Source organism: Mycolicibacterium smegmatis (assembly GCF_001457595.1).
GTDB lineage: Bacteria > Actinomycetota > Actinomycetes > Mycobacteriales > Mycobacteriaceae > Mycobacterium > Mycobacterium smegmatis.
In genome coordinates this window covers 6,439,144-6,456,305 of the sequence record NZ_LN831039.1, presented here as the reverse complement: position 1 = coordinate 6,456,305, position 17,162 = coordinate 6,439,144, and the positions used below count along the sequence as shown (strand labels likewise).

Here is a 17,162-nt window from a genome sequence, read left to right as displayed (position 1 = left end):
AGTGGTGAATTGGGCTGTGATCACGGGTGTGATCGGGAAGTTGGTGCTTGCGCACGGTGGGGGTCCTGCGCGCACGCCGGGCACGTGCCCCAGTAGATGACCTCGGCCTCGTCGATGGCGTAGCCGTGGTGGTCTGACGCGGCCAGGCACGGGGCATCGCCGACCGCGCAGTCCACGTCGGCGATGTCGCCGCACGTCCGGCAGACCACGTGGTGATGGTTGTCGCCGACGCGAGATTCGTAGCGCGCCACCGAACCTGACGGCTGGATGCGGCGCACCAGGCGCGCCGCATCCAGCGCGTGCAGCGAGTCGTAGACCGCCTGGTGCGACACCTCGGGCAGGTCCTCGCGCACCGCGCGGATGACCGTGTCGGTATCGGCGTGCGGGTGTGCGTACACGGCCCGCAACACCGCGATGCGGGGACGGGTCACCCGCATGCCGGCACTTCGAAGCAGCTGCTCGAAGTCGGTCGTGTGGTTCACGACCAGAAGGCTACTGCTTTTCTGGAATTAGTCAAGAATAAAGTTCTCGCCGCGTTCGCGCCTGTCAGAGCAGTTGCAGGCGCCTGGCCATGTCGGACGCGAAGACGCCGTCCGGGTCCACGCTGCGGCGGATCCTGATCCACTCGTCGATGCGCGGGTACATCGCGTGGAAGGTCTCGGCCGTGGTGCGCGAGTCCTTCGCCGTGTACAGCCTGCCACCGAACTCCAGTACGCGCCTGTCGAGTTCGGTGACGAACTCGTGAAGTCCCGCCTTGATCGGGAAGTCCACGCACACGTTCCAGCCCGGGATCGGGAAGCTCAGCGGCGCCTGGTTGCCCGGGCCGAACAGCTTGAACACGTTGAGGAACGAGTAGTGCCCGGACCGCTGGATGTCGACGATGATGCTCTTGAACTCGTCGACGGCCTCGGTGGGGACCACGAACTGGTACTGCAGGAAACCCGCCGAACCGTAGGCGCGGTTCCACTCACCGAACATGTCGAGCGGATGGTAGAACTGCGTCAGGTTCTGCACCTTGTTGCGGTACGTACCCGACTTGCGGTACCACAGCTCGCCGATCGGCATGAACGTGAACTTGTTGGCCAGGCCGTTCGGGAAGATGTCCGGCAACGTGAGCAGTTGCGGCGCATCGAATTTCAGTGGATCCTTCTGCAGCTTGGGTGGCAACTGGTCGAGCTTGGCCAGGGACCCGCGCGATATCGCGGCGCGGCCGAGTTTCGGCGGCTTGCTGATCGCGTCGAACCACGCGCTCGAGTACGTGTAGTTCGCCTCGCTGCCGTCGCTGTGGAACGCGATGGTCTCGTCGAGGCTGCCCGTGACGTCGCCGTCGGCGATGAAGTACGCGGTCTCCGTCGGCGTCATCTCGATCGTGGCGCGCAGGATGATGCCGGTCAGGCCGTTGCCGCCGACGGTCGCCCAGAACAGGTCCGAGTCCGCTCCCGTGGGGGTCAGGTGGCGCACCTCGCCGTTGGCTGTGAGCAGTTCCATCGAACGCACGTGGTTGCCGAAACTGCCTGCGCTGTGGTGGTTCTTGCCGTGGATGTCGCAGCCGATCGCGCCGCCGACCGTGACCTGGCGCGTGCCGGGCAGCACAGGAACCCACAAGCCGTGGGGCAGCGCGGCTTTCATCAACTGGTCCAGGCTCACCCCGGCGTCGACGTCGACCAGCCGGGTGCCCGAGTCGATCGAGTGGATGCGGTTGAGCGCGGGCATGTCGATCACCAGCCCGCCACCGTTCTGCGCGTTGTCCCCGTACGAGCGTCCGAGCCCGCGTGCGATGACGCCACGACCACCCTCTTCGGCTGCCCGTGTGACAGCGCGGACGATGACCTCGGGGTCGCTGGTCGAGAGCACCGAAGCGACGGTCGGCGCGGTGCGCCCCCAGCCCATCAGGCGCTTGGTGGTGGTCGGAAACTCGGTCGTTGACATCGTCAGTGAGGGTACCGCGCCCATTGCCCGCAACCTGTCGTCTTACCCGCCGAAATCGACGTAAATGCTGTTCACAGCGTTTGTGGACGACATTTTCGTCCCTCTCGGCGCGGTTTCGAGCAGCTTCACCTGGCGGCGAACTTGGTGCATGGGGCCAGCAAACGCGCGGATAAGATATTTCCTGACGTGATGCCAGGGGGATCGGGTGCAACTGAGCGACATCGACTCGTGGAACGTGGGCGCATTGCAGTCCATCGCTTTCGAGTTGCGTGACGAGCTCAGGACGATCGAGGGCGTCGCGACCGACTTGGAGTTGATCTCCAGGCTGCCGGGCTGGGACTCTCCTGCCGCAGACGCAGCCAGGGGGCGTATCGGGACGGCCAAGGCGAACGTCTTGGACGACGCGGCGGTGATCGGAGCTGTCGCTCAACTCGCCGATGAAACAGCGGCGGCAGTCGCGAAGCTTCAATCCCAACTCGAGGCCGTCCGCGCAGACGTCGCCGCGCAGGGCGGGTTGCTCCACCTCGCGGACAACGGCGATGTCACGATCGGCGGGTCGCCGGACGACCGTGAACAACTGAAGCACATCGCGGAGAACATCGAAGCCCGCGCAAAGGCACTGATCCATCAGGCAGAGGACATCGATGCCGACTGTGCAGAGGTGTTCGGCCACATCGAAAATGGTGACGTAACGGCGCGCGGCTCCTCCGATTTCGCTTCGGCGCAAGAGATGGGCCGCGAACAGTCAGGATTGTCCGCTCCCTACCCGCCGGAAGGTGAAGGCGTAAGCCCCGAGAATGTGAATGCCTGGTGGAACGCACTTTCCGAAGAGGAACAGGCCAAGGTCATTTCCGAGCACCCGGACTGGATCGGAAATCGGGATGGGGTCCCCGTGGCGGTGCGCAGTGAAGTGAACAAGGCAGCGTTGGATCGGGAACTCGCTGAGGCGCAAGCCGCCGTCGACGCGATGCCGAGCCGAGATGAGTTCCGGCGGGAGCATCCAGGATGGAACGGTGCACAGTTGAACGCCGCGTACAACAAGATGATGTTCGAGCGGCAAGGGCGTCTCGACGATGCCAAAGCGATGAAAGATGCCCTGTCCGTTGATGGGAAGTATGACCCGAACAAGTATCTGATGCTGCTGGAGTTCCCGGAGGATCGCGAGCCGCGAGCTGCCATAGCCGTAGGCAATCCGGACACGGCTGAACACGTCACCGTGACGACACCTGGCGTCGGTACAAGGCCCGAAAGCCTGGGTGGCATGGTGAGTGAAGCCGATGCCCTACGTCAGGAGGCTCAGACGCAACTCGACCGGGCCGGACGGAGTGGTGAGCAGGTCGCCACAATTGCGTGGCTTGGCTACGAGCCGCCCGGAACCGATATTTCGGTCGCGGAAGCCGGCTTCGAGCGTAGAGCGAACGAGGCTGCGCCGGATCTCGCCGACTTCTATCGTGGAATCAACGCAACGAACGAACACGGCTCAGACGTCCACTTGTCGGCTTTCGGTCATTCGTATGGTTCGTTGACCACAGCCCAGGCCCTCTATGAGCTCGGCGAAACCGGCGTCGTCGACGATGCCGCTTTCTACGGCTCGCCTGGTCTCGGCCACACTGACTCGACCGAGACCTACATCTCTCCGCGAGGGGTGCCGATCGAGGTTATGGCACCGATCCGAGATGAGTCAGACATGTTTCTCGCCGACGGCCGTGCATTTGTGATGTCAGCGCCAGGCGACCCGATTTCTGGTGATCCCACGTGGAATGGCGTACCGCTGCCGTCAGCAGGGGACCTTGGCCAGTTCGGGCCCAACCCCTTGACGCTCCCGTTGGAACAGTTGTCGGCGGATGCTGCAGTGACGCCGGATGGAGTATCACGCGAGGGGGCCGTTGCTCACGCGGATTACCCGCGTCCGGTCGAACTACCAAGCGGTGAGAAGGTGTTGAGAACTCCTGCGTACAACCTGGCGGTGATCGCCGCAGGGCTCGCAGATGTCCCGGGCCCGAATGGAGAGGACAGGTTGGTGCGTTGACGAATCAAATCCCGTCAAGACGGATCCGAGGCGCAATGGCGTGTGTGGTCCTGATGGTGGCCGCAGCATGCGGTGGTGGTAACGGCGATGGCGGATATGACTCGCCGATTCTGAATGAGGATGTACCTGTGGCCAACTTGACCGATCTCCCTGATATTGAGCACTCCAGGATTGAAATGTTGGACCTGATGGAGCGGGTGCGTGACGAAGTTTCCCGGCTTGCACCGGCGACTCAACCCTGGCGGTGGAACCGTGAAGAATCTCGATCAGGATGTGTACAGAAAGAAAGTGGCCTCCGCGGCGTTTCGCTGGCTACACAGAATCTCATCTCAGATGCCCCACTCACCGATGACGAGTGGGCAGCGGCATTCCCGGTAGTGGAGAGGCTGACCAGGGAGTCCGGTCTGGGAACCGTCACGGTGATGGCGAACGCCAGTCGGAATCACGACGTGCGGTTCAGCAGCGACGACGGGCGGACACTTGTATTCGGGACTGCGGAAGCGTCGGTTATTGCCGGAAGAATCGAGTGCCGCCGTTCGGCCACCACCGCTACACCGGCGCCGTCGCCCTTGCCGACCACAACTGGACCTGTTCCCACCAGAACGACGGGCAGGGGAGGATCGTGACGAACCCTGAGCTACACGTGACGCCGGCCGAGGTGCGCCGCTCGGCCGACCAGATGGACGTGGTTGCGCATGAGGCCTCGTCCAGCCGTACGGCGATGGCTGACGGCATCTCGGGCCAGACGACGGCGTGGAAAGAAGCCGGCACCCCAGGTTTCGCCAAGTTCGTGGACATCGCTCATTCTCAGGCAGAACGGTTACGCACCGATCTGACAGGCCTCAGGGACAGGCTGCGAACTGCCGCCGATGTCTACGAACGACGGGATCACGAAGCCGGCGGAGCCCTCGACAGTTCCGTCGGAGGAACGGACTGATCGCTCCCGGATGTCAGAGGTCACGAAGACGCGAGCACGGGCTCCTCTTCCTCGATGGCCGGGCGGCGCAGGAAGATCTGGAGCAGTGCGCCGGCCAGCGCGCAGGCCGACATCACGAAGAAGCAGATGATGTAGCCGCGGTGGGCCTCCCAGCCGCCGCCGACGGCGATCAGCCTGCCCATGAGCAGCGGGGCGATGCCGCCGCCGATGAACATCGCCGTGGTGATGATCCCGTTGGCCGTCGACACGGCGCCCTCGGGTGCGGCGTCGGACGCTGCGGCGTAGTAGATGGGCCACACGGCGTTGGCGACCACACCGAACGCCAGTTGGATCACGACGACGAGCACTGACGACGTCGCGAAGTAGAAGCATGCGACGCTGATGGCCATCCAGATGCCACAGATCATGATCGTGGACTTGCGGCCGATGACGTCGGACAGCGTGGGCCACAAGATCTGCCCCAGGACGCCGGTGAAGGCGAACACGACGCTCAGCCCGGCCGATTCGGCCAGCGACAACCCGACGACGTTGTACAGGTAGGCGGGCAGCACGACGTTGATGCCCATGTAGACGACCTGGGTGAGCAGCGTCGTGAGCGCGGTGAGATTGATGCTGCGGATCTTGAAGCACGCCCCGATCAGGCCCTTTCCGCCGGAGGCCGCCCGTGCCTCGTCACCCTCGGGCGGGGTGAGTCCCTTGGCGGCGATGTCCTCGTAGAGGGTGCTGATGCGCTCCGCGGTCGAGTAGCGGCCCCAGAAGATCATGAGCGGCACCGCGACGATCAGGCCGAGGAACAATGCATACGACCAGTTCTCGGGGCCGAACGCGGCTATCACCGCGGCTGCCGCCAGGCCGCTGAGCAGCGATCCGACCGGATAGCCGGTGTGGTGGGCGCCCAGTGCGAAGCCGCGTCGCTCCTTGGGCCACCACTCGGCGGTGTTGCTGACGCCGACCGGTTCACCCCAGCCTGCGCCGAGGTTGACCCCGACGCGCAGCGCGATGAACGCCGCGGCGTGCGAGCTGACGGCCTTCAGTCCGGAGACGAAAGACAGTGCGGTGTAACCGATCACGAGCGGAACCTGGAAGCGGGCACGTTTCCAGCCGCCGCCGTACCGGTCGCTGAGCGTGGAACCCGGGATGGCCAGCACCGCGAGCGAGATCATGATGAGCGATGCGATGGCACCCCAGGTGTCGGGGCTGAAGTCGAAGTGCTCGGAGATGGTGGGGCCGAGCCGCAGGATGATCTCGCGGTCGTAGGCGTTGAGCACCCAGATCAGCCAGCACACACCGAGCGAGACCCAGGAGTACTTGTGCGTGTTGCGCAGCGAGACCCTGCGTGAGCCGATTTTCATACCGATGTCCTTGACTGTGAAGTGATCAGGCGCCGAAGCGGGGTTCGGGGACGCCGCGCACGCCGAGGCCATGGATGGCGAACAGGGAGCCGCGCAGTTGTCCGTCCTCGGGGAACCGCGGCAGCGGCGGGCGCGCCATCGAGGTCACGTAGAGGACGTCGAGATCGGGCCCGCCGAACATCACGCTGGTGGGTTTCAGTACCGGGAAGTCGATGACGTGGTCGACGGTGCCGTCGGGCGCGTAGCGGATGATCTTGCCGCCGTACACCAGCGCCTGCCACAGGTAGCCCTCGGCGTCGACGGTCGCGCCGTCGGCCGCACCGCCGCCGCTGGTGTCCACACGTGCGAACGTGCGCCGGTTGGACACCTTTCCGGTATCGAGATCGTAGTCGTAGCACCAGATCTCGCCGGTCCAGGTGTCACAGAAGTAGAGCGTGCGCCCGTCGGGGCTCCAGCACGGACCGTTCGAGACGGTGATGTCCTCGTCGAGTATCTGCAGTGTCCCGTCGGGGCCGTAGCTGTACAGCTTGCCGCTGCGGGACTCCTCGAGGGTGTCCATCGACCCGAACACGAACCGGCCGCGCTTGTCGACCTTGCCGTCGTTGAGCCGGTTGCTGGGCAGGTCGCGCTCCAACTCCAGCACCTCGGTCTGCTCGCCGGTTTCGAAATCGACTCTGTACAGACCGTTTTCGAGTGCGGTGAGCGCGGCCGTGCCGTCGCGGTACAGCGTCATCGAGCCGATCTTCTCCCGAACGTCCCACGCCCGGATCTGCGTGCCGTCCGCAGTCGCGCGGAAGATGCGGCCGTCGGCGCTGTCGAGCCAGTACAGCAACTGCTGCTCGGTATCCCACAGCGGTCCCTCACCGAGGGTCGTCTTGAGATCGGCGACGACGGTGATCGAGTAGTCGCGGTTGATCGCGGTTCCCATGGGCGTGAACGCTAAGGCGGGCTGAAGATGTTCAGCAACGTTAAGTTGTGATCTTCGGCATTTTCAGGTGGCGTGCGTGGTGGCACCCACTTTTTCGCACGAAAGCCGCAGCACAGCGGGTGGCGAGCTGGGCATCGGGCTGCAATTCAACTTAACGTTGCTTAACGATTTGGATCACACTTAACGTCGGACACACACGACGGCAGGGGGAGGTGACCAGTGAGTGCAGAAGTCCCGTCGCGGCGGCAGCGATCCACCCGGGTCTCGGCGGCCGACGTGGCACGGGCTGTCGGCGTCTCACCGGCGACCGTCTCCTACGTCATGAACGGACGCGCGGGCGTATCCGAACAGACGCGGGCGAGGATCCTCGAAGTGGCCGAAGCGCTCGGGCACATCTCGAGCGCGCGGGCCGATCGGCTGCGGTCGCATCAGACGCGGGTGATCGGCCTGATCCTGACCGACATCGCCAACCCCTTCTACACCGAGATCGCGGCAGGCACCATCGACGCCGCGCGGGCCCGTGGGTACGAGGTGTTCCTCGCGCACACACAGGAGGACCCGCAGACGCTGCGGTCGATCGTCGACACGATGATCGCCCGCCAGGTCGACGGGGTCGTGATCACCGTGCTGCACCCCGACGACGGCGAGGTGATCCGTTCGTTGCGCAGCGCGCGCATCCCACTGGTGCAGTTGTCGCGGCGCATCCAGCGCGTCGACGCCGACTTCGTCGGCATCGACGACCGTGCCGCGGCCTCGGAGATGATGGAACACGTTGTCACGCACGGCTATCAGGACATCGTCACCGTGGTCGGGCCGCGCTCGTCGAGTGCGTCGGCCGCGCGTGAAGAGGGTTTCATCCGTACCGCCGAGGCGCACGGCATCCGGACGGTGTCCTCGCAGCGCATCAGCACCTACCTCAGCGAGCGCGGCGGCTACGAGGCCGTCGAACAGGTGCTGGCTCGCAAATCGCTACCGCGGGTGATCGTGTGCGGCAGCGACGTCATCGCGCTCGGAGCCATCAGCGCACTGCGGGAACGGTCCCTCAACGTTCCCGACGACGTCGCCGTCACGGGTTTCGACGGGCTCTACCCGGGACCTCTCGTGGAGCTCACGACAATCAACCAGCCTCGGCGTGAGATGGCCGAGCAGTCCATCGAACTGCTGACCCGCCGCATCGAAGGAGCGGGAGGCTCCTACCAGTCGGTGCTGCGCGCCCACCAACTGCGCATCGGAACCACGTGCGGCTGCCCCAGGATGCGGCCGCACCTCGCCGCCTGAACCGACTGAGCGACAACCACATCGAATCGTGACGACCCCCGAGTGGGGGTCTGGAAGGAGCGTTGTCTTGGACAGGCTCATCATTCGCAGATTGATGCCGCTGCTGATCGCGGCGTACATCATCGCGTTCATCGACCGCACCAACATCGGGCTGGCCAAACACCACCTCGAGGTCGATCTGGGGATCTCGGCAGCCGCCTACGGTCTGGGTGCCGGCCTGTTCTTCCTCGCGTACTCGCTGTGCGAGGTGCCGAGCAACCTGATCATGCACCGCGTGGGCGCGCGGATCTGGATCGCCCGCATCATGGTCACCTGGGGTCTGCTGTCGGCGGCCATGGCGTTCGTGCAGGGTCCGGCGTCGTTCTACGTGCTGCGGATCCTGCTGGGCGCGGCCGAGGCCGGCCTGTTCCCGGGCGTGATGCTCTACCTCACCTACTGGTTCGGCCGCGATCAACTAGCGCGTGCCAACGGGGCGTTCCTGGTCGCGGTGTGCCTGGCCAACATCGTCGGGGCGCCGGTGGGTGGTGCCCTGCTCGGCATGGACGGCGTGCTCGGCTGGCAGGGGTGGCAGTGGATGTTCGTCATCGAGGGCATCCCCGCGGTGCTGCTGGCGGCCGTGGTGCTCAAGGTCCTGCCCAACGGTCCGCTCGAGGCCAAGTGGCTGGACCGGCGGCCGCACGTGCCCTGGTCGACCGTCTGGAACGCGAGAAGGCCGAAGGCGCCGCCGCATCGGGAACCCACTCGTTCGCCGGGGTGTTCCGAGACAAGCAGATCCTGCTGGTCATCGCCGTCTACTTCACGCACCAGATCGCGGTGTACAGCCTCACCTACTTCCTCCCCGGCATCATCGGCGGATGGGGCGAGATGTCCGATCTGACAATCGGTTTGCTCACCGCGCTGCCGTGGGTCGCGGCGGCGATCGGCACGCTGGTCCTGCCGCGGCACGCCACCGACGGGCGCAGGTCCCGGATGCTGCTGTTCGGCGGGATGGCGGCCATGGTCGTCGGATTCGTGATCGGCGCGGTCGCCGGACCCGCGCTCGCCCTCATCGGGTTCTGCATCGCGGCGTCGACGTTCTTCGTCGTGCAGTCGATCCTGTTCACCGTGCCGGCCTCGAGGCTCACCGGCGCCGCACTCGCCGGTGGCCTGGCCCTGGTCAACACCCTCGGCATCCTCGGCGGCTTCGTCGGCCCGTTCGTGATGGGCCTGCTCGAATCCGTCACCGACAACCCCGGGGCCGGACTGTGGTTCGTCATCGCACTGCTGGTCATCGGCACCGCGGTGAGCCTGACCCTCAAGGTCCGCGCCGCGCCCCAACCCGAACTGAAGGGAGTCAAAGCATGAGCGACGCACGCATTCTCGTCGTCGGCGCAGGAGCGATCGGCGGTGTCACCGCGGCGCACCTCGCGCGCGCCGGGCGGGACGTGACCGTGCTCGACGCCAACGCCGAACACGTCCGGTTGATGAACTCACCGGGCCTGAAGTTCGACGAACTCGGCGAGACCAGCCACGTCACGATCACCGCGGTCGACAGTCCCGCGGCCCTCACGGGCCGGTTCGACTTCGCCCTGGTGGCGCTCAAGGCCCCGTATCTGCAGGCTGCGCTCGGGCCGCTGGTCGAACGCGGTCTGGTGGACACCTACGTATCCCTCGGAAACGGACTGGTGCAGAACACCATTCAGCAGATCGTCGGTACCGAGCGCTTCGTCGTCGGCATCACCGAGTGGGGCGCGACCAACCTCGGTCCGGGGCACGTCGCGCAGACCACCGTGGCCCCGTTCGTGATCGGCGAGGTCGACGGCACGCTCACCGCGCGTCTGGAGACCCTGCGCGGCGTGCTGTCCGCGGCAGCCGAGGTGGACGTGTCCACCGACGTGATGAACCAGGTGTGGACGAAATTACTTCTCAACAGCACCTTCTCGGGCCTCGCCGGTGTCACCGGAATGCTGTACGGCGAGATCGCCGCCGATCCGCTGGGCCGCACGATGGCGTATCACGTGTGGACCGAGTCGTACGACGTCGCGCGTGCGGCCGGCTTCGAGGTCGGCCCGCTCATCGGCATCCAGCCCGATGATCTCGTCGTGCGTTCCGAAGCGGACCGCGAACGCGCCGATGCGGCAATCGAAGTCCTGATGAGCAAGCTCGGCGCCACCAAGGCGTCGATGCTGCAGGACCTCGAACGCGGCGCGACCACCGAGGTCGACGTGATCAACGGCGGCGTGTGCACCACCGCGGCGAAAGCCGGTGTGGCAAGCCCGTTCAACGCGCGCATCGTCGAACTCGTCCACGAATGCGAACAAGGCCTGCGCTCGCCCGGCCGGGAAACGCTCGAAGCCCTCGCCCAGATTTCCGCTCGACAATGAGGAGTCAAACCATGAACCAGTCCATGAACGACAAGGTCATCATCACGTGCGCCGTGACCGGCGGCATGACCGTGCCCGCGCAGTCCAAGGCCATCCCGATCACCGTCGACGAGATCGTCCGCGCGGGTGTGGAGGCCGCCGAGGCCGGTGCCGCCGTGCTGCATGTCCACGTGCGTGAGGAGACGACGGGACGGCCGGTCGCCGATCTCGACCTGTTCGAGCGGGCGCTCACCGAACTCAAGAAGAACACCGACGCCGTCATCCAGCCCACTACCGGCGGCGGCCGCGGCATGACCGTGGAGGAGCGCGCGTCGGTGCTGAAGTTCCGCCCGGAAATGGCCACATTCAACGCGGGCAGCTTCAACTTCGGCCTGTTCCCGGTCGCGGCGCGGGATCTGCCGTTCGCCGATTGGGAGCGTGACTACCTCGAAGGCACCACCGACTACATCTTCAAGAACACCTTCGCGGACATGACCTACATGGCCGAGCAGATGCGCCAGTCCGAGACGCGCCCGGAGATCGAGGTGTACGACGTCGGCCACATCTACAACCTGGAGCAGCTGGTCAAGGACGGTGTCCTGGAGCCGCCGTTCAACCTGCAGTTCGTCCTCGGTGTCCTTGGTGCCAACGCCGCGGAGCCCGATCAGCTCATCCACATGCTGCGCACCGCCGAGCGGGTGTTCGGCCGGGACGCGTTCACGTGGTCGGCCGCGGGCGTCGGCTACCGCGGCGAGTTCGGTCTCGCGGCGCTGTCGCTGATCCTGGGCGGCAACGTGCGCGTCGGCCTCGAGGACAACCTGCGGATCACCAGGACCGAGAACGCGACCTCCAACGCGCAGTTGGTGCGCAAGGCCGTCGACCTCGCCGCTACGTTCGACCGCGCACCGGCCACACCCGACGAGGCGCGTCAGTTCCTGGGCCTGAAGGGTGCCGCGGCGGTCGGGTTCTAGCGCGGGGTTCTAGCGCAAACGGAAGATCACGGCGCGCTGGACGATGAAGTTGATGACGGTGGCGGTGCCCTGCGCGATCACGAACGCAACGGGCACCCGCCAAGGCTTCTCGTCCCACGCCATGTAGAACACGTAGTTGATGCCCACCTGCACGGCGTAGGTCACCGCGTACAGCACGCACACCGCGATGAACCGGGCCTTGCTGGGTGGCGCCTGGAACGTCCAGCGCCGGTTGATCAGGTACGCCGTGGTGGTGCCCGCGACGAAACTGAGCGTCTTGGCCACGTTGACGTGCAGCCCGGCCGCGAGCAGCAGCACGTACAGGCCGAAGTCGACGATCGCCGACAGCCCACCGGTCACGATGAACCGGAACGCCTGGGTTCCCAGGCTCAGGCGGGGTGCTGTCGTTTCGGCCACCCCGGCAGCTTAGCGAGGTCAGGGGGACAGGACGTCTTCCAGCACGCCGCGCAGCGCCTCGACCGCTGGTCGGAACGCATGTTCGGCGGGTGCGCCGAACCCGACGATGATGCCGTCGGGGGCGGGGATGTCTGGATGGGCCAGCGGGTGACGCATGAGCGCCAGGCCGGACAGCGCGATGCCGGCCTCGCCCGCGCGGCGCAGCACCTCGGGTTCGGCGCCGTCGGGCAGGGTGAGCAGCATGTTGACCCCCGCGGCCAGGCCGCGGATGCCGACGTCGAAGCCGGACAGCGCCTCGACCAGGTGGTCACGGCGACGTCGGTAGCGGTTGCGCATGCGCCGGATGTGACGGTCGTAACCGCCCGTGGCGATGAAGTCGGCCAGCGTCAGAGCCGTGATGGCGTCGACGTTGAACTGCTGGCCGCCCGCCGCGGCGATCACGGGTTCGACAAGTGCCTGTGGCAGTGCCATCCACCCCACCCGCAGGGTCTGCGCCAGGCTCTTGCTGGCCGAACCCAGGTAGGCGACGTGCTCGGGGTCCAGCGACTGCAGGGCGCCCACGGGCTGGCGGTCGTAGCGGAACTCGCCGTCGTAGTCGTCGTCGATCACGTAGCCTCCGGTGCGCCGCGCCCACTCGATGACCTCGCTGCGCCGCGACGGGTGCAGCGGCATGCCGTGCGGGCTGTGGTGTGCCGGGGTCAGCAGCACCGCGGGTACGTCCAGCATGTCGAGATCGCTGATCACCGCGCCGTGTTCGTCGAGGCCGATGGGTGCCGTGGCGATGCCCATCGCGGCGAGGGCATCGCGAAAAATGAAGAGCCCGTACGCTTCCACGGCGATGGAACGCTGTGTCCCGAACACCTTGCCGAGCAGTTCGACGCCGTTTCGCACCCCCGAGCAGATCACGATCGATTCCGATGTGGTGCGCACGCCGCGGACGCGGCCCAGATATTCGGCCAGCGCCGAACGCAATTCGAGCCGCCCGCGGGGATCGCCCATGCGCAGTGCCGACGCGGGTGCGTTGGACAGTGCGCGGCGCGCGGAGGCCAGCCACGCCGTGCGCGGGAACTCCGCGACATCGGGCGAACCCGGCATCAGGTTGTGCTTGGGCGTGCCCGCGATGCGCAGCGGCGGCGGTGTCAATCGCGGGGCCTCGGTGCGCGCGACCCAGGTGCCCGCTCCCTGGCGTGAGGCCAGCCAGCCCTCGGCGACCAGGTCGGCGTACGCCTCGGCCACGGTGTTGCGGGCCAGTCCCAGGTCGGCGGCCAGCACGCGCGACGGCGGCAGTACGGTGCCGGTGCCCAGGCGCCCCGAGCGGATGCCGTCGCGCAGGGCGGTGACCAGGTCTTCGCGGGCCGTGCGGCTGCCCGGCGTGATGACGGTGTGCAGCTCGAGGTCCCGAGCTCCAGAATTGGCCCGTGAAGTCACTACAACATTGAACCACCTGGGCGGGCCTTTGATGGCTAGCGTGGATGTCATGACACAGACACTCGAATCCGCCGAACGCATCAACGTCTACAAGGCGTTCCCCGAGCTGTACGACGCGATGATGACGCTGTCGTCCACGTCCGCAAAGGATTTCGACCACACCATCGGCGAGCTCGTGAAGATCCGCGCGTCGCAGATCAACCGCTGCGGGTTCTGCCTCGACATGCACACGCGCGACGCCCGCAAGCAGGGCGAGACCGAGCAGCGGCTCGCGCTGATCGCGGCGTGGGAGGAGGCCGGTGACCTGTTCACCGAGCGTGAGCAGGCCGCACTTGCGCTCACCGAGGCCGTGACGGAGATCAACCGCGGCCCGGTGTCTGACGACGTCTACGAACGTGCGGCCGCGGTGTTCAGCGAACGCGAACTCAGTCAGTTGATCGCGATGATTGTGACCATCAACGCGTGGAACCGCATCAACGTCACCGTGAAGATGCCGTTCCCGCGCCGCTGAATCCCCCAGACCTTCCGCGAGTGTGAAACCTCAGCGAAAAAACCGCGTTGGAGTCGCAGAGGTTTCACACTCGCGGGTATGGCAGATCCACCGAAGCTAGATTGGGCGCATGGCCGGCCCGGTGTCAGTGCTCAGCGAGAACGAGTGCTGGCGGCTGCTCGCGAGCGTCCCGATCGGGCGGTTCGTCACCACCATCGGCACACGGCTGGAGATCTATCCGGTGAACTTCGCCGTGCAGGAGCGCACCGTGTTGTTCCGCACCAACGAGGGCACCAAGCTGATCACCGCGATCATGAGTGATCGCGTGCTGTTCGAGGCCGACGCCCACACGGCCGCCGACGGCTGGAGCGTGATCGTGCGCGGAACCGCCGAACTGCTGCAGACCGCCGAGGACATCGCCGAAGCCGAGCAGACGGGACTGCTGCTGTGGACCTCACCGGCCAAACGGCGCTACGTGCGCATCACCCCGAAGGAGATCTCGGGGCGGTTCTTCACGTTCGATCAGACCCAGTAGGGCACGCGGCCGCGGTACTGGCGCATCGCGAAAGCCGCGAACGTCCAGCCGATCACCGTGAACGCCAGGACCACCAGCCAGTGCCGAAGTTCCTGATCGGCGCCGAGCAGCGGAGCACGCACGATGTCCAGATAGTGCAGCAGCGGGTTGATCTCGACGATCTTGGCCCACGAGCCCGCACCCTGCTGCTGCAGCGTCGACTCGTTCCAGATGATCGGCGTCATGAAGAACAGCAGCTGCACGACGCTGGCGAGCAGCGGCCCGATGTCGCGGTAGCGGGTGGCCAGGATGCCGAAACACAGTGCGACCCAAACCATGTTGAGCATGATGAGCCCGAGTGCCGGGATGACCGCGAGATCGGTCCACGTCCACGGTTTGGGATAGATGATCGCGATGATCACGAAGATGATGATGTTGTGGGCGAACAGGATGATCTGCCGCCACACCAGCCGGTAGACGTGCACGCTCAACGGCGTCGGAAGCTGTTTGATCAGACCCTCGTTGGCGATGAACACCTCGGCGCCTTCGAGGATCGACGCGTTGATCAGGTTCCAGATGATCAGGCCCAGCGTCACATACGGCAGATGCTCGGACAGTTCGAGCTTGAACAGCTTGGAGTACAGCACGCCCATCGCCACGGCGGTCGCGCCGGTGGCGATGGTGATCCAGAACGGTCCGAGCACGCTGCGGCGGTAGCGCTGCTTGATGTCCTGCCAGCCCAGGTGGGCCCACAGTTCACGTTTGGCGAAACCCTCGACCAGGTCGCGGCGGGCTCTGGCCATGGTCTTCGACTGCGCCGCCGCGTCGGTGAACGTCATCGCTGGAACCTTTCGCGTCTTCCCAACCGCCGCAGCCGAATCCACTCACGCAGACCGGCGAGGTCGCGGCGTGACACCAGAAAGTACCAGCCGAAGCGCAGCCACTCCTGCGGCAGGAGCTTGCGCAGACCCGGCTGTGACAGCAGGTAGCCGCGGTTGCGGTAGGTGAAGAACCGCTTGGTCTCGTCGTCCGGGTACTGCGTGTGCATGCGCCCGCCGAGGATCGGTTTGAACTCGTCGGTGCCACAAGGATGCAGATAGCTTGCGGTCAAACACGTTCCGAACGGCAGCCCGGAACGGACCAGGCGACGGTGCAACTCCACCTCGTCGCCGCGTACGAACAGCCGCAGATCCGGGACGCCGACGGCGTCGACCGTGTCGGCGCGGAACAGGGCGCCGTTGAACAGCGACGCGATGCCCGGCAGCAGATCCCCCGATGACGACGAGCTGTCGGTACGCAGTTCCGAGGTGAGCCGGCGCCACACCAGACCGCGGCGCAGCGGGAACGCGAGGCGCTGCGGATCGTCGAGGTTGCACACCATGGGGGAGACCTCGGCCAGGCTGTGCGTGTGCGCGCAGGACAGCAATGTCGAGAGCACGGTCGTGTCGGCAGGCCTGCCGTCGTCGTCGGCCAGCCAGATCCAGTCGGCGCCGAGAGCCAGCGCATGCAGCATGCCCAACGCGAAACCACCTGCGCCGCCGAGGTTTCGGCGCGACCCCAGATATGTGGACGGGACGGGCTGGCCGGTCACCAGTTCCCGCACCTGCGGGTCGTTGTCGTTGTCGACGACGATCAGGTGGTCGGGTTTGCGGTCCTGCGAGACGACGGCGTCCAGCGACGTGGCCAGCAGTTCTCGACGCCGGTGGGTCACCACGACCGCACAGACGACCTCAGTGTGCGTCACGCGCGGTTTCCTCGAGCACTTCACGCACGTGGCGTGCGGCGTCCTCACCCTCGTAGGCGCGTACGACCTCTTCGATGCCGCCGGTCATCCTGATGGTGCCGTGGTCGATCCACATCGCGGTCTTGCACAGCCGGGCCAGGAACTCGTTGGAATGGCTTGCGAACACCAGGATCCCGGAGCGCTCCACGAGGTCCTGCAGGCGCGACTGCGCCTTCTTGAGGAACTCCGCGTCGACCGCGCCGATGCCCTCGTCGAGCAGCAGGATCTCGGGGTCGATGCTCGTCACCACGCCCATGGCCAGGCGGACGCGCATGCCGGTGGAGTAGGTGCGCAGCGGCATCGACAGGTACTCGCCGAGTTCGGTGAACTCGGCGATCTCGTCGACCTTTGCCAGCATCTGCTTGCGCGTCTGCCCTAGGAACAGACCGCGGATGATGATGTTCTCGAACCCCGAGATCTCGGGGTCCATCCCGACGCCGAGATCGAACACGGGCGCGACGCGGCCGGAGACGGTCGCCGAACCCCGTGTGGGCTCGTAGATGCCCGACAGCAGTCGCAGCAGCGTCGACTTGCCCGCGCCGTTGTGGCCGACCAGGCCGACCCGGTCACCCATCTCCAGCGACATCGTGATGTCCCGCAGTGCCTCGATGACGACGACGTTCGACTGGTTGCGGCCGATGGCACCACCGGCCTTGCCCAGGAAAGCCTTCTTCAACGAGCGGGTCTTGGCATCGAAGATCGGAAACTCGACCCATGCGTCGCGCGTCTCGATGCGCGGTGCAGAAGAGGATGTCACGCGCGTC

The 17,162-nt window shown here is 65.9% G+C and carries 19 protein-coding genes; 10 read left to right on the top strand and 9 right to left on the bottom strand.

Going from position 1 to position 17,162, the window contains the following annotated elements; genetic code table 11:
- Window positions 1-20: 20 nt before the first annotated feature.
- Together AT701_RS31270 and dprE1 are read right to left on the bottom strand one after the other, a co-directional pair.
- Entirely contained in the window at window positions 21-482 is a 462-nt protein-coding gene (locus AT701_RS31270) for a Fur family transcriptional regulator (protein ID WP_081319631.1), read from the bottom strand.
- 64 nt (window positions 483-546) lie between these two features.
- Window positions 547-1,929 carry a decaprenylphosphoryl-beta-D-ribose oxidase gene (dprE1, locus tag AT701_RS31265; RefSeq protein WP_058127776.1) on the bottom strand — a complete coding sequence of 461 codons (1,383 nt, stop codon included), beginning with the start codon at window positions 1,927-1,929 and terminating at the stop codon, window positions 547-549.
- A 205-nt stretch (window positions 1,930-2,134) separates the two neighbouring features.
- Here dprE1 and AT701_RS31260 point away from each other — a divergent pair, with 205 nt between their 5' ends.
- Genes AT701_RS31260 through AT701_RS31255 form a run of 3 tightly spaced genes read left to right on the top strand, consistent with a single transcriptional unit; the run spans window position 2,135 to window position 4,895 of the window.
- Entirely contained in the window at window positions 2,135-3,958 is a 1,824-nt protein-coding gene (locus AT701_RS31260) for an alpha/beta hydrolase (RefSeq protein WP_011731247.1), read from the top strand.
- 35 nt (window positions 3,959-3,993) lie between these two features.
- Window positions 3,994-4,584, top strand: coding sequence for an LppA family lipoprotein (locus AT701_RS34465; protein WP_080590946.1), 591 nt, complete (start codon window positions 3,994-3,996; stop codon window positions 4,582-4,584).
- Window positions 4,485-4,895, top strand: a complete 411-nt coding sequence (locus AT701_RS31255; protein ID WP_011731246.1) for an ESX-1 secretion-associated protein — start codon at window positions 4,485-4,487, stop codon at window positions 4,893-4,895. Before AT701_RS34465 ends, AT701_RS31255 begins: the two co-directional genes overlap by 100 nt.
- Window positions 4,896-4,915: 20 nt before the next feature.
- Here AT701_RS31255 and AT701_RS31250 read toward each other — a convergent pair whose 3' ends face one another.
- Window positions 4,916-6,247 (bottom strand): MFS transporter, encoded by a 1,332-nt coding sequence (locus AT701_RS31250; protein WP_058127775.1) that lies wholly within the window; start codon window positions 6,245-6,247, stop codon window positions 4,916-4,918.
- Between the two features lie 25 nt (window positions 6,248-6,272).
- Window positions 6,273-7,175: an SMP-30/gluconolactonase/LRE family protein gene (locus tag AT701_RS31245; RefSeq protein WP_011731244.1), complete on the bottom strand. Its 903-nt coding sequence runs from the start codon at window positions 7,173-7,175 to the stop codon at window positions 6,273-6,275.
- Between the two features lie 219 nt (window positions 7,176-7,394).
- Between AT701_RS31245 and AT701_RS31235 the strand changes: the two genes are divergently transcribed.
- The 5 genes from AT701_RS31235 (at window position 7,395) to AT701_RS31220 (ending at window position 11,766) form a co-directional block, all read left to right on the top strand.
- Window positions 7,395-8,453: a LacI family DNA-binding transcriptional regulator gene (locus AT701_RS31235; protein WP_058127229.1), complete on the top strand. Its 1,059-nt coding sequence runs from the start codon at window positions 7,395-7,397 to the stop codon at window positions 8,451-8,453.
- A gap of 67 nt (window positions 8,454-8,520) precedes the next feature.
- A complete protein-coding gene (locus AT701_RS36155; RefSeq protein WP_223495882.1) occupies window positions 8,521-9,330 on the top strand; it encodes an MFS transporter in 810 nt (269 codons plus the stop codon).
- Entirely contained in the window at window positions 9,318-9,797 is a 480-nt protein-coding gene (locus tag AT701_RS36150) for an MFS transporter (RefSeq protein ID WP_223495879.1), read from the top strand. Before AT701_RS36155 ends, AT701_RS36150 begins: the two co-directional genes overlap by 13 nt.
- Window positions 9,794-10,816, top strand: coding sequence for a ketopantoate reductase family protein (locus AT701_RS31225; RefSeq protein WP_058127228.1), 1,023 nt, complete (start codon window positions 9,794-9,796; stop codon window positions 10,814-10,816). The genes AT701_RS36150 and AT701_RS31225 overlap by 4 nt, the downstream gene beginning before the upstream one ends.
- An 11-nt stretch (window positions 10,817-10,827) precedes the next feature.
- Window positions 10,828-11,766, top strand: a complete 939-nt coding sequence (locus AT701_RS31220) for a beta-keto acid cleavage family enzyme (protein WP_003897784.1) — start codon at window positions 10,828-10,830, stop codon at window positions 11,764-11,766.
- 9 nt (window positions 11,767-11,775) lie between these two features.
- Here AT701_RS31220 and AT701_RS31215 read toward each other — a convergent pair whose 3' ends face one another.
- Window positions 11,776-12,183 carry a GtrA family protein gene (locus AT701_RS31215; protein ID WP_003897783.1) on the bottom strand — a complete coding sequence of 136 codons (408 nt, stop codon included), beginning with the start codon at window positions 12,181-12,183 and terminating at the stop codon, window positions 11,776-11,778.
- Between the two features lie 18 nt (window positions 12,184-12,201).
- On the bottom strand, window positions 12,202-13,611 hold the full coding sequence (gene pdxR / locus AT701_RS31210) for a MocR-like pyridoxine biosynthesis transcription factor PdxR (protein WP_011731240.1): 1,410 nt from the start codon (window positions 13,609-13,611) through the stop codon (window positions 12,202-12,204).
- Between the two features lie 49 nt (window positions 13,612-13,660).
- Between pdxR and AT701_RS31205 the strand changes: the two genes are divergently transcribed.
- Entirely contained in the window at window positions 13,661-14,122 is a 462-nt protein-coding gene (locus AT701_RS31205; protein WP_058127227.1) for a carboxymuconolactone decarboxylase family protein, read from the top strand.
- A gap of 109 nt (window positions 14,123-14,231) precedes the next feature.
- A complete protein-coding gene (locus AT701_RS31200) occupies window positions 14,232-14,636 on the top strand; it encodes a pyridoxamine 5'-phosphate oxidase family protein (RefSeq protein WP_011731238.1) in 405 nt (134 codons plus the stop codon).
- Here AT701_RS31200 and wzm read toward each other — a convergent pair.
- From wzm to wzt, 3 genes are read right to left on the bottom strand one after another with little or no spacing between them, the layout of a single operon-like run.
- A complete protein-coding gene (gene wzm, locus AT701_RS31195; RefSeq protein WP_011731237.1) occupies window positions 14,624-15,454 on the bottom strand; it encodes a galactan export ABC transporter permease subunit Wzm/RfbD in 831 nt (276 codons plus the stop codon). The genes AT701_RS31200 and wzm overlap by 13 nt on opposite strands.
- Window positions 15,451-16,359, bottom strand: coding sequence for a galactofuranosyltransferase GlfT1 (gene glfT1, locus AT701_RS31190; protein ID WP_011731236.1), 909 nt, complete (start codon window positions 16,357-16,359; stop codon window positions 15,451-15,453). Before glfT1 ends, wzm begins: the two co-directional genes overlap by 4 nt.
- Entirely contained in the window at window positions 16,346-17,155 is an 810-nt protein-coding gene (gene wzt, locus AT701_RS31185) for a galactan export ABC transporter ATP-binding subunit Wzt/RfbE (RefSeq protein ID WP_011731235.1), read from the bottom strand. The genes glfT1 and wzt overlap by 14 nt, the downstream gene beginning before the upstream one ends.
- Between the last annotated feature and the right edge of the window lie 7 nt (window positions 17,156-17,162).

Excerpts from the sequence above, each read along its gene's own strand:
- dprE1 (WP_058127776.1), bottom strand. The coding sequence starts at position 1,929 with ATGTCAACGACCGAGTTTCCGACCACCACCAAGCGCCTGATGGGCTGG.
- AT701_RS34465 (WP_080590946.1), top strand. The coding sequence starts at position 3,994 with ATGGCGTGTGTGGTCCTGATGGTGGCCGCAGCATGCGGTGGTGGTAAC.
- AT701_RS31250 (WP_058127775.1), bottom strand. The coding sequence starts at position 6,247 with ATGAAAATCGGCTCACGCAGGGTCTCGCTGCGCAACACGCACAAGTAC.
- AT701_RS31245 (WP_011731244.1), bottom strand. The coding sequence starts at position 7,175 with ATGGGAACCGCGATCAACCGCGACTACTCGATCACCGTCGTCGCCGAT.
- AT701_RS36150 (WP_223495879.1), top strand. The coding sequence starts at position 9,318 with ATGTCCGATCTGACAATCGGTTTGCTCACCGCGCTGCCGTGGGTCGCG.
- AT701_RS31225 (WP_058127228.1), top strand. The coding sequence starts at position 9,794 with ATGAGCGACGCACGCATTCTCGTCGTCGGCGCAGGAGCGATCGGCGGT.
- AT701_RS31220 (WP_003897784.1), top strand. The coding sequence starts at position 10,828 with ATGAACCAGTCCATGAACGACAAGGTCATCATCACGTGCGCCGTGACC.
- AT701_RS31205 (WP_058127227.1), top strand. The coding sequence starts at position 13,661 with ATGACACAGACACTCGAATCCGCCGAACGCATCAACGTCTACAAGGCG.
- AT701_RS31200 (WP_011731238.1), top strand. The coding sequence starts at position 14,232 with ATGGCCGGCCCGGTGTCAGTGCTCAGCGAGAACGAGTGCTGGCGGCTG.
- wzm (WP_011731237.1), bottom strand. The coding sequence starts at position 15,454 with ATGACGTTCACCGACGCGGCGGCGCAGTCGAAGACCATGGCCAGAGCC.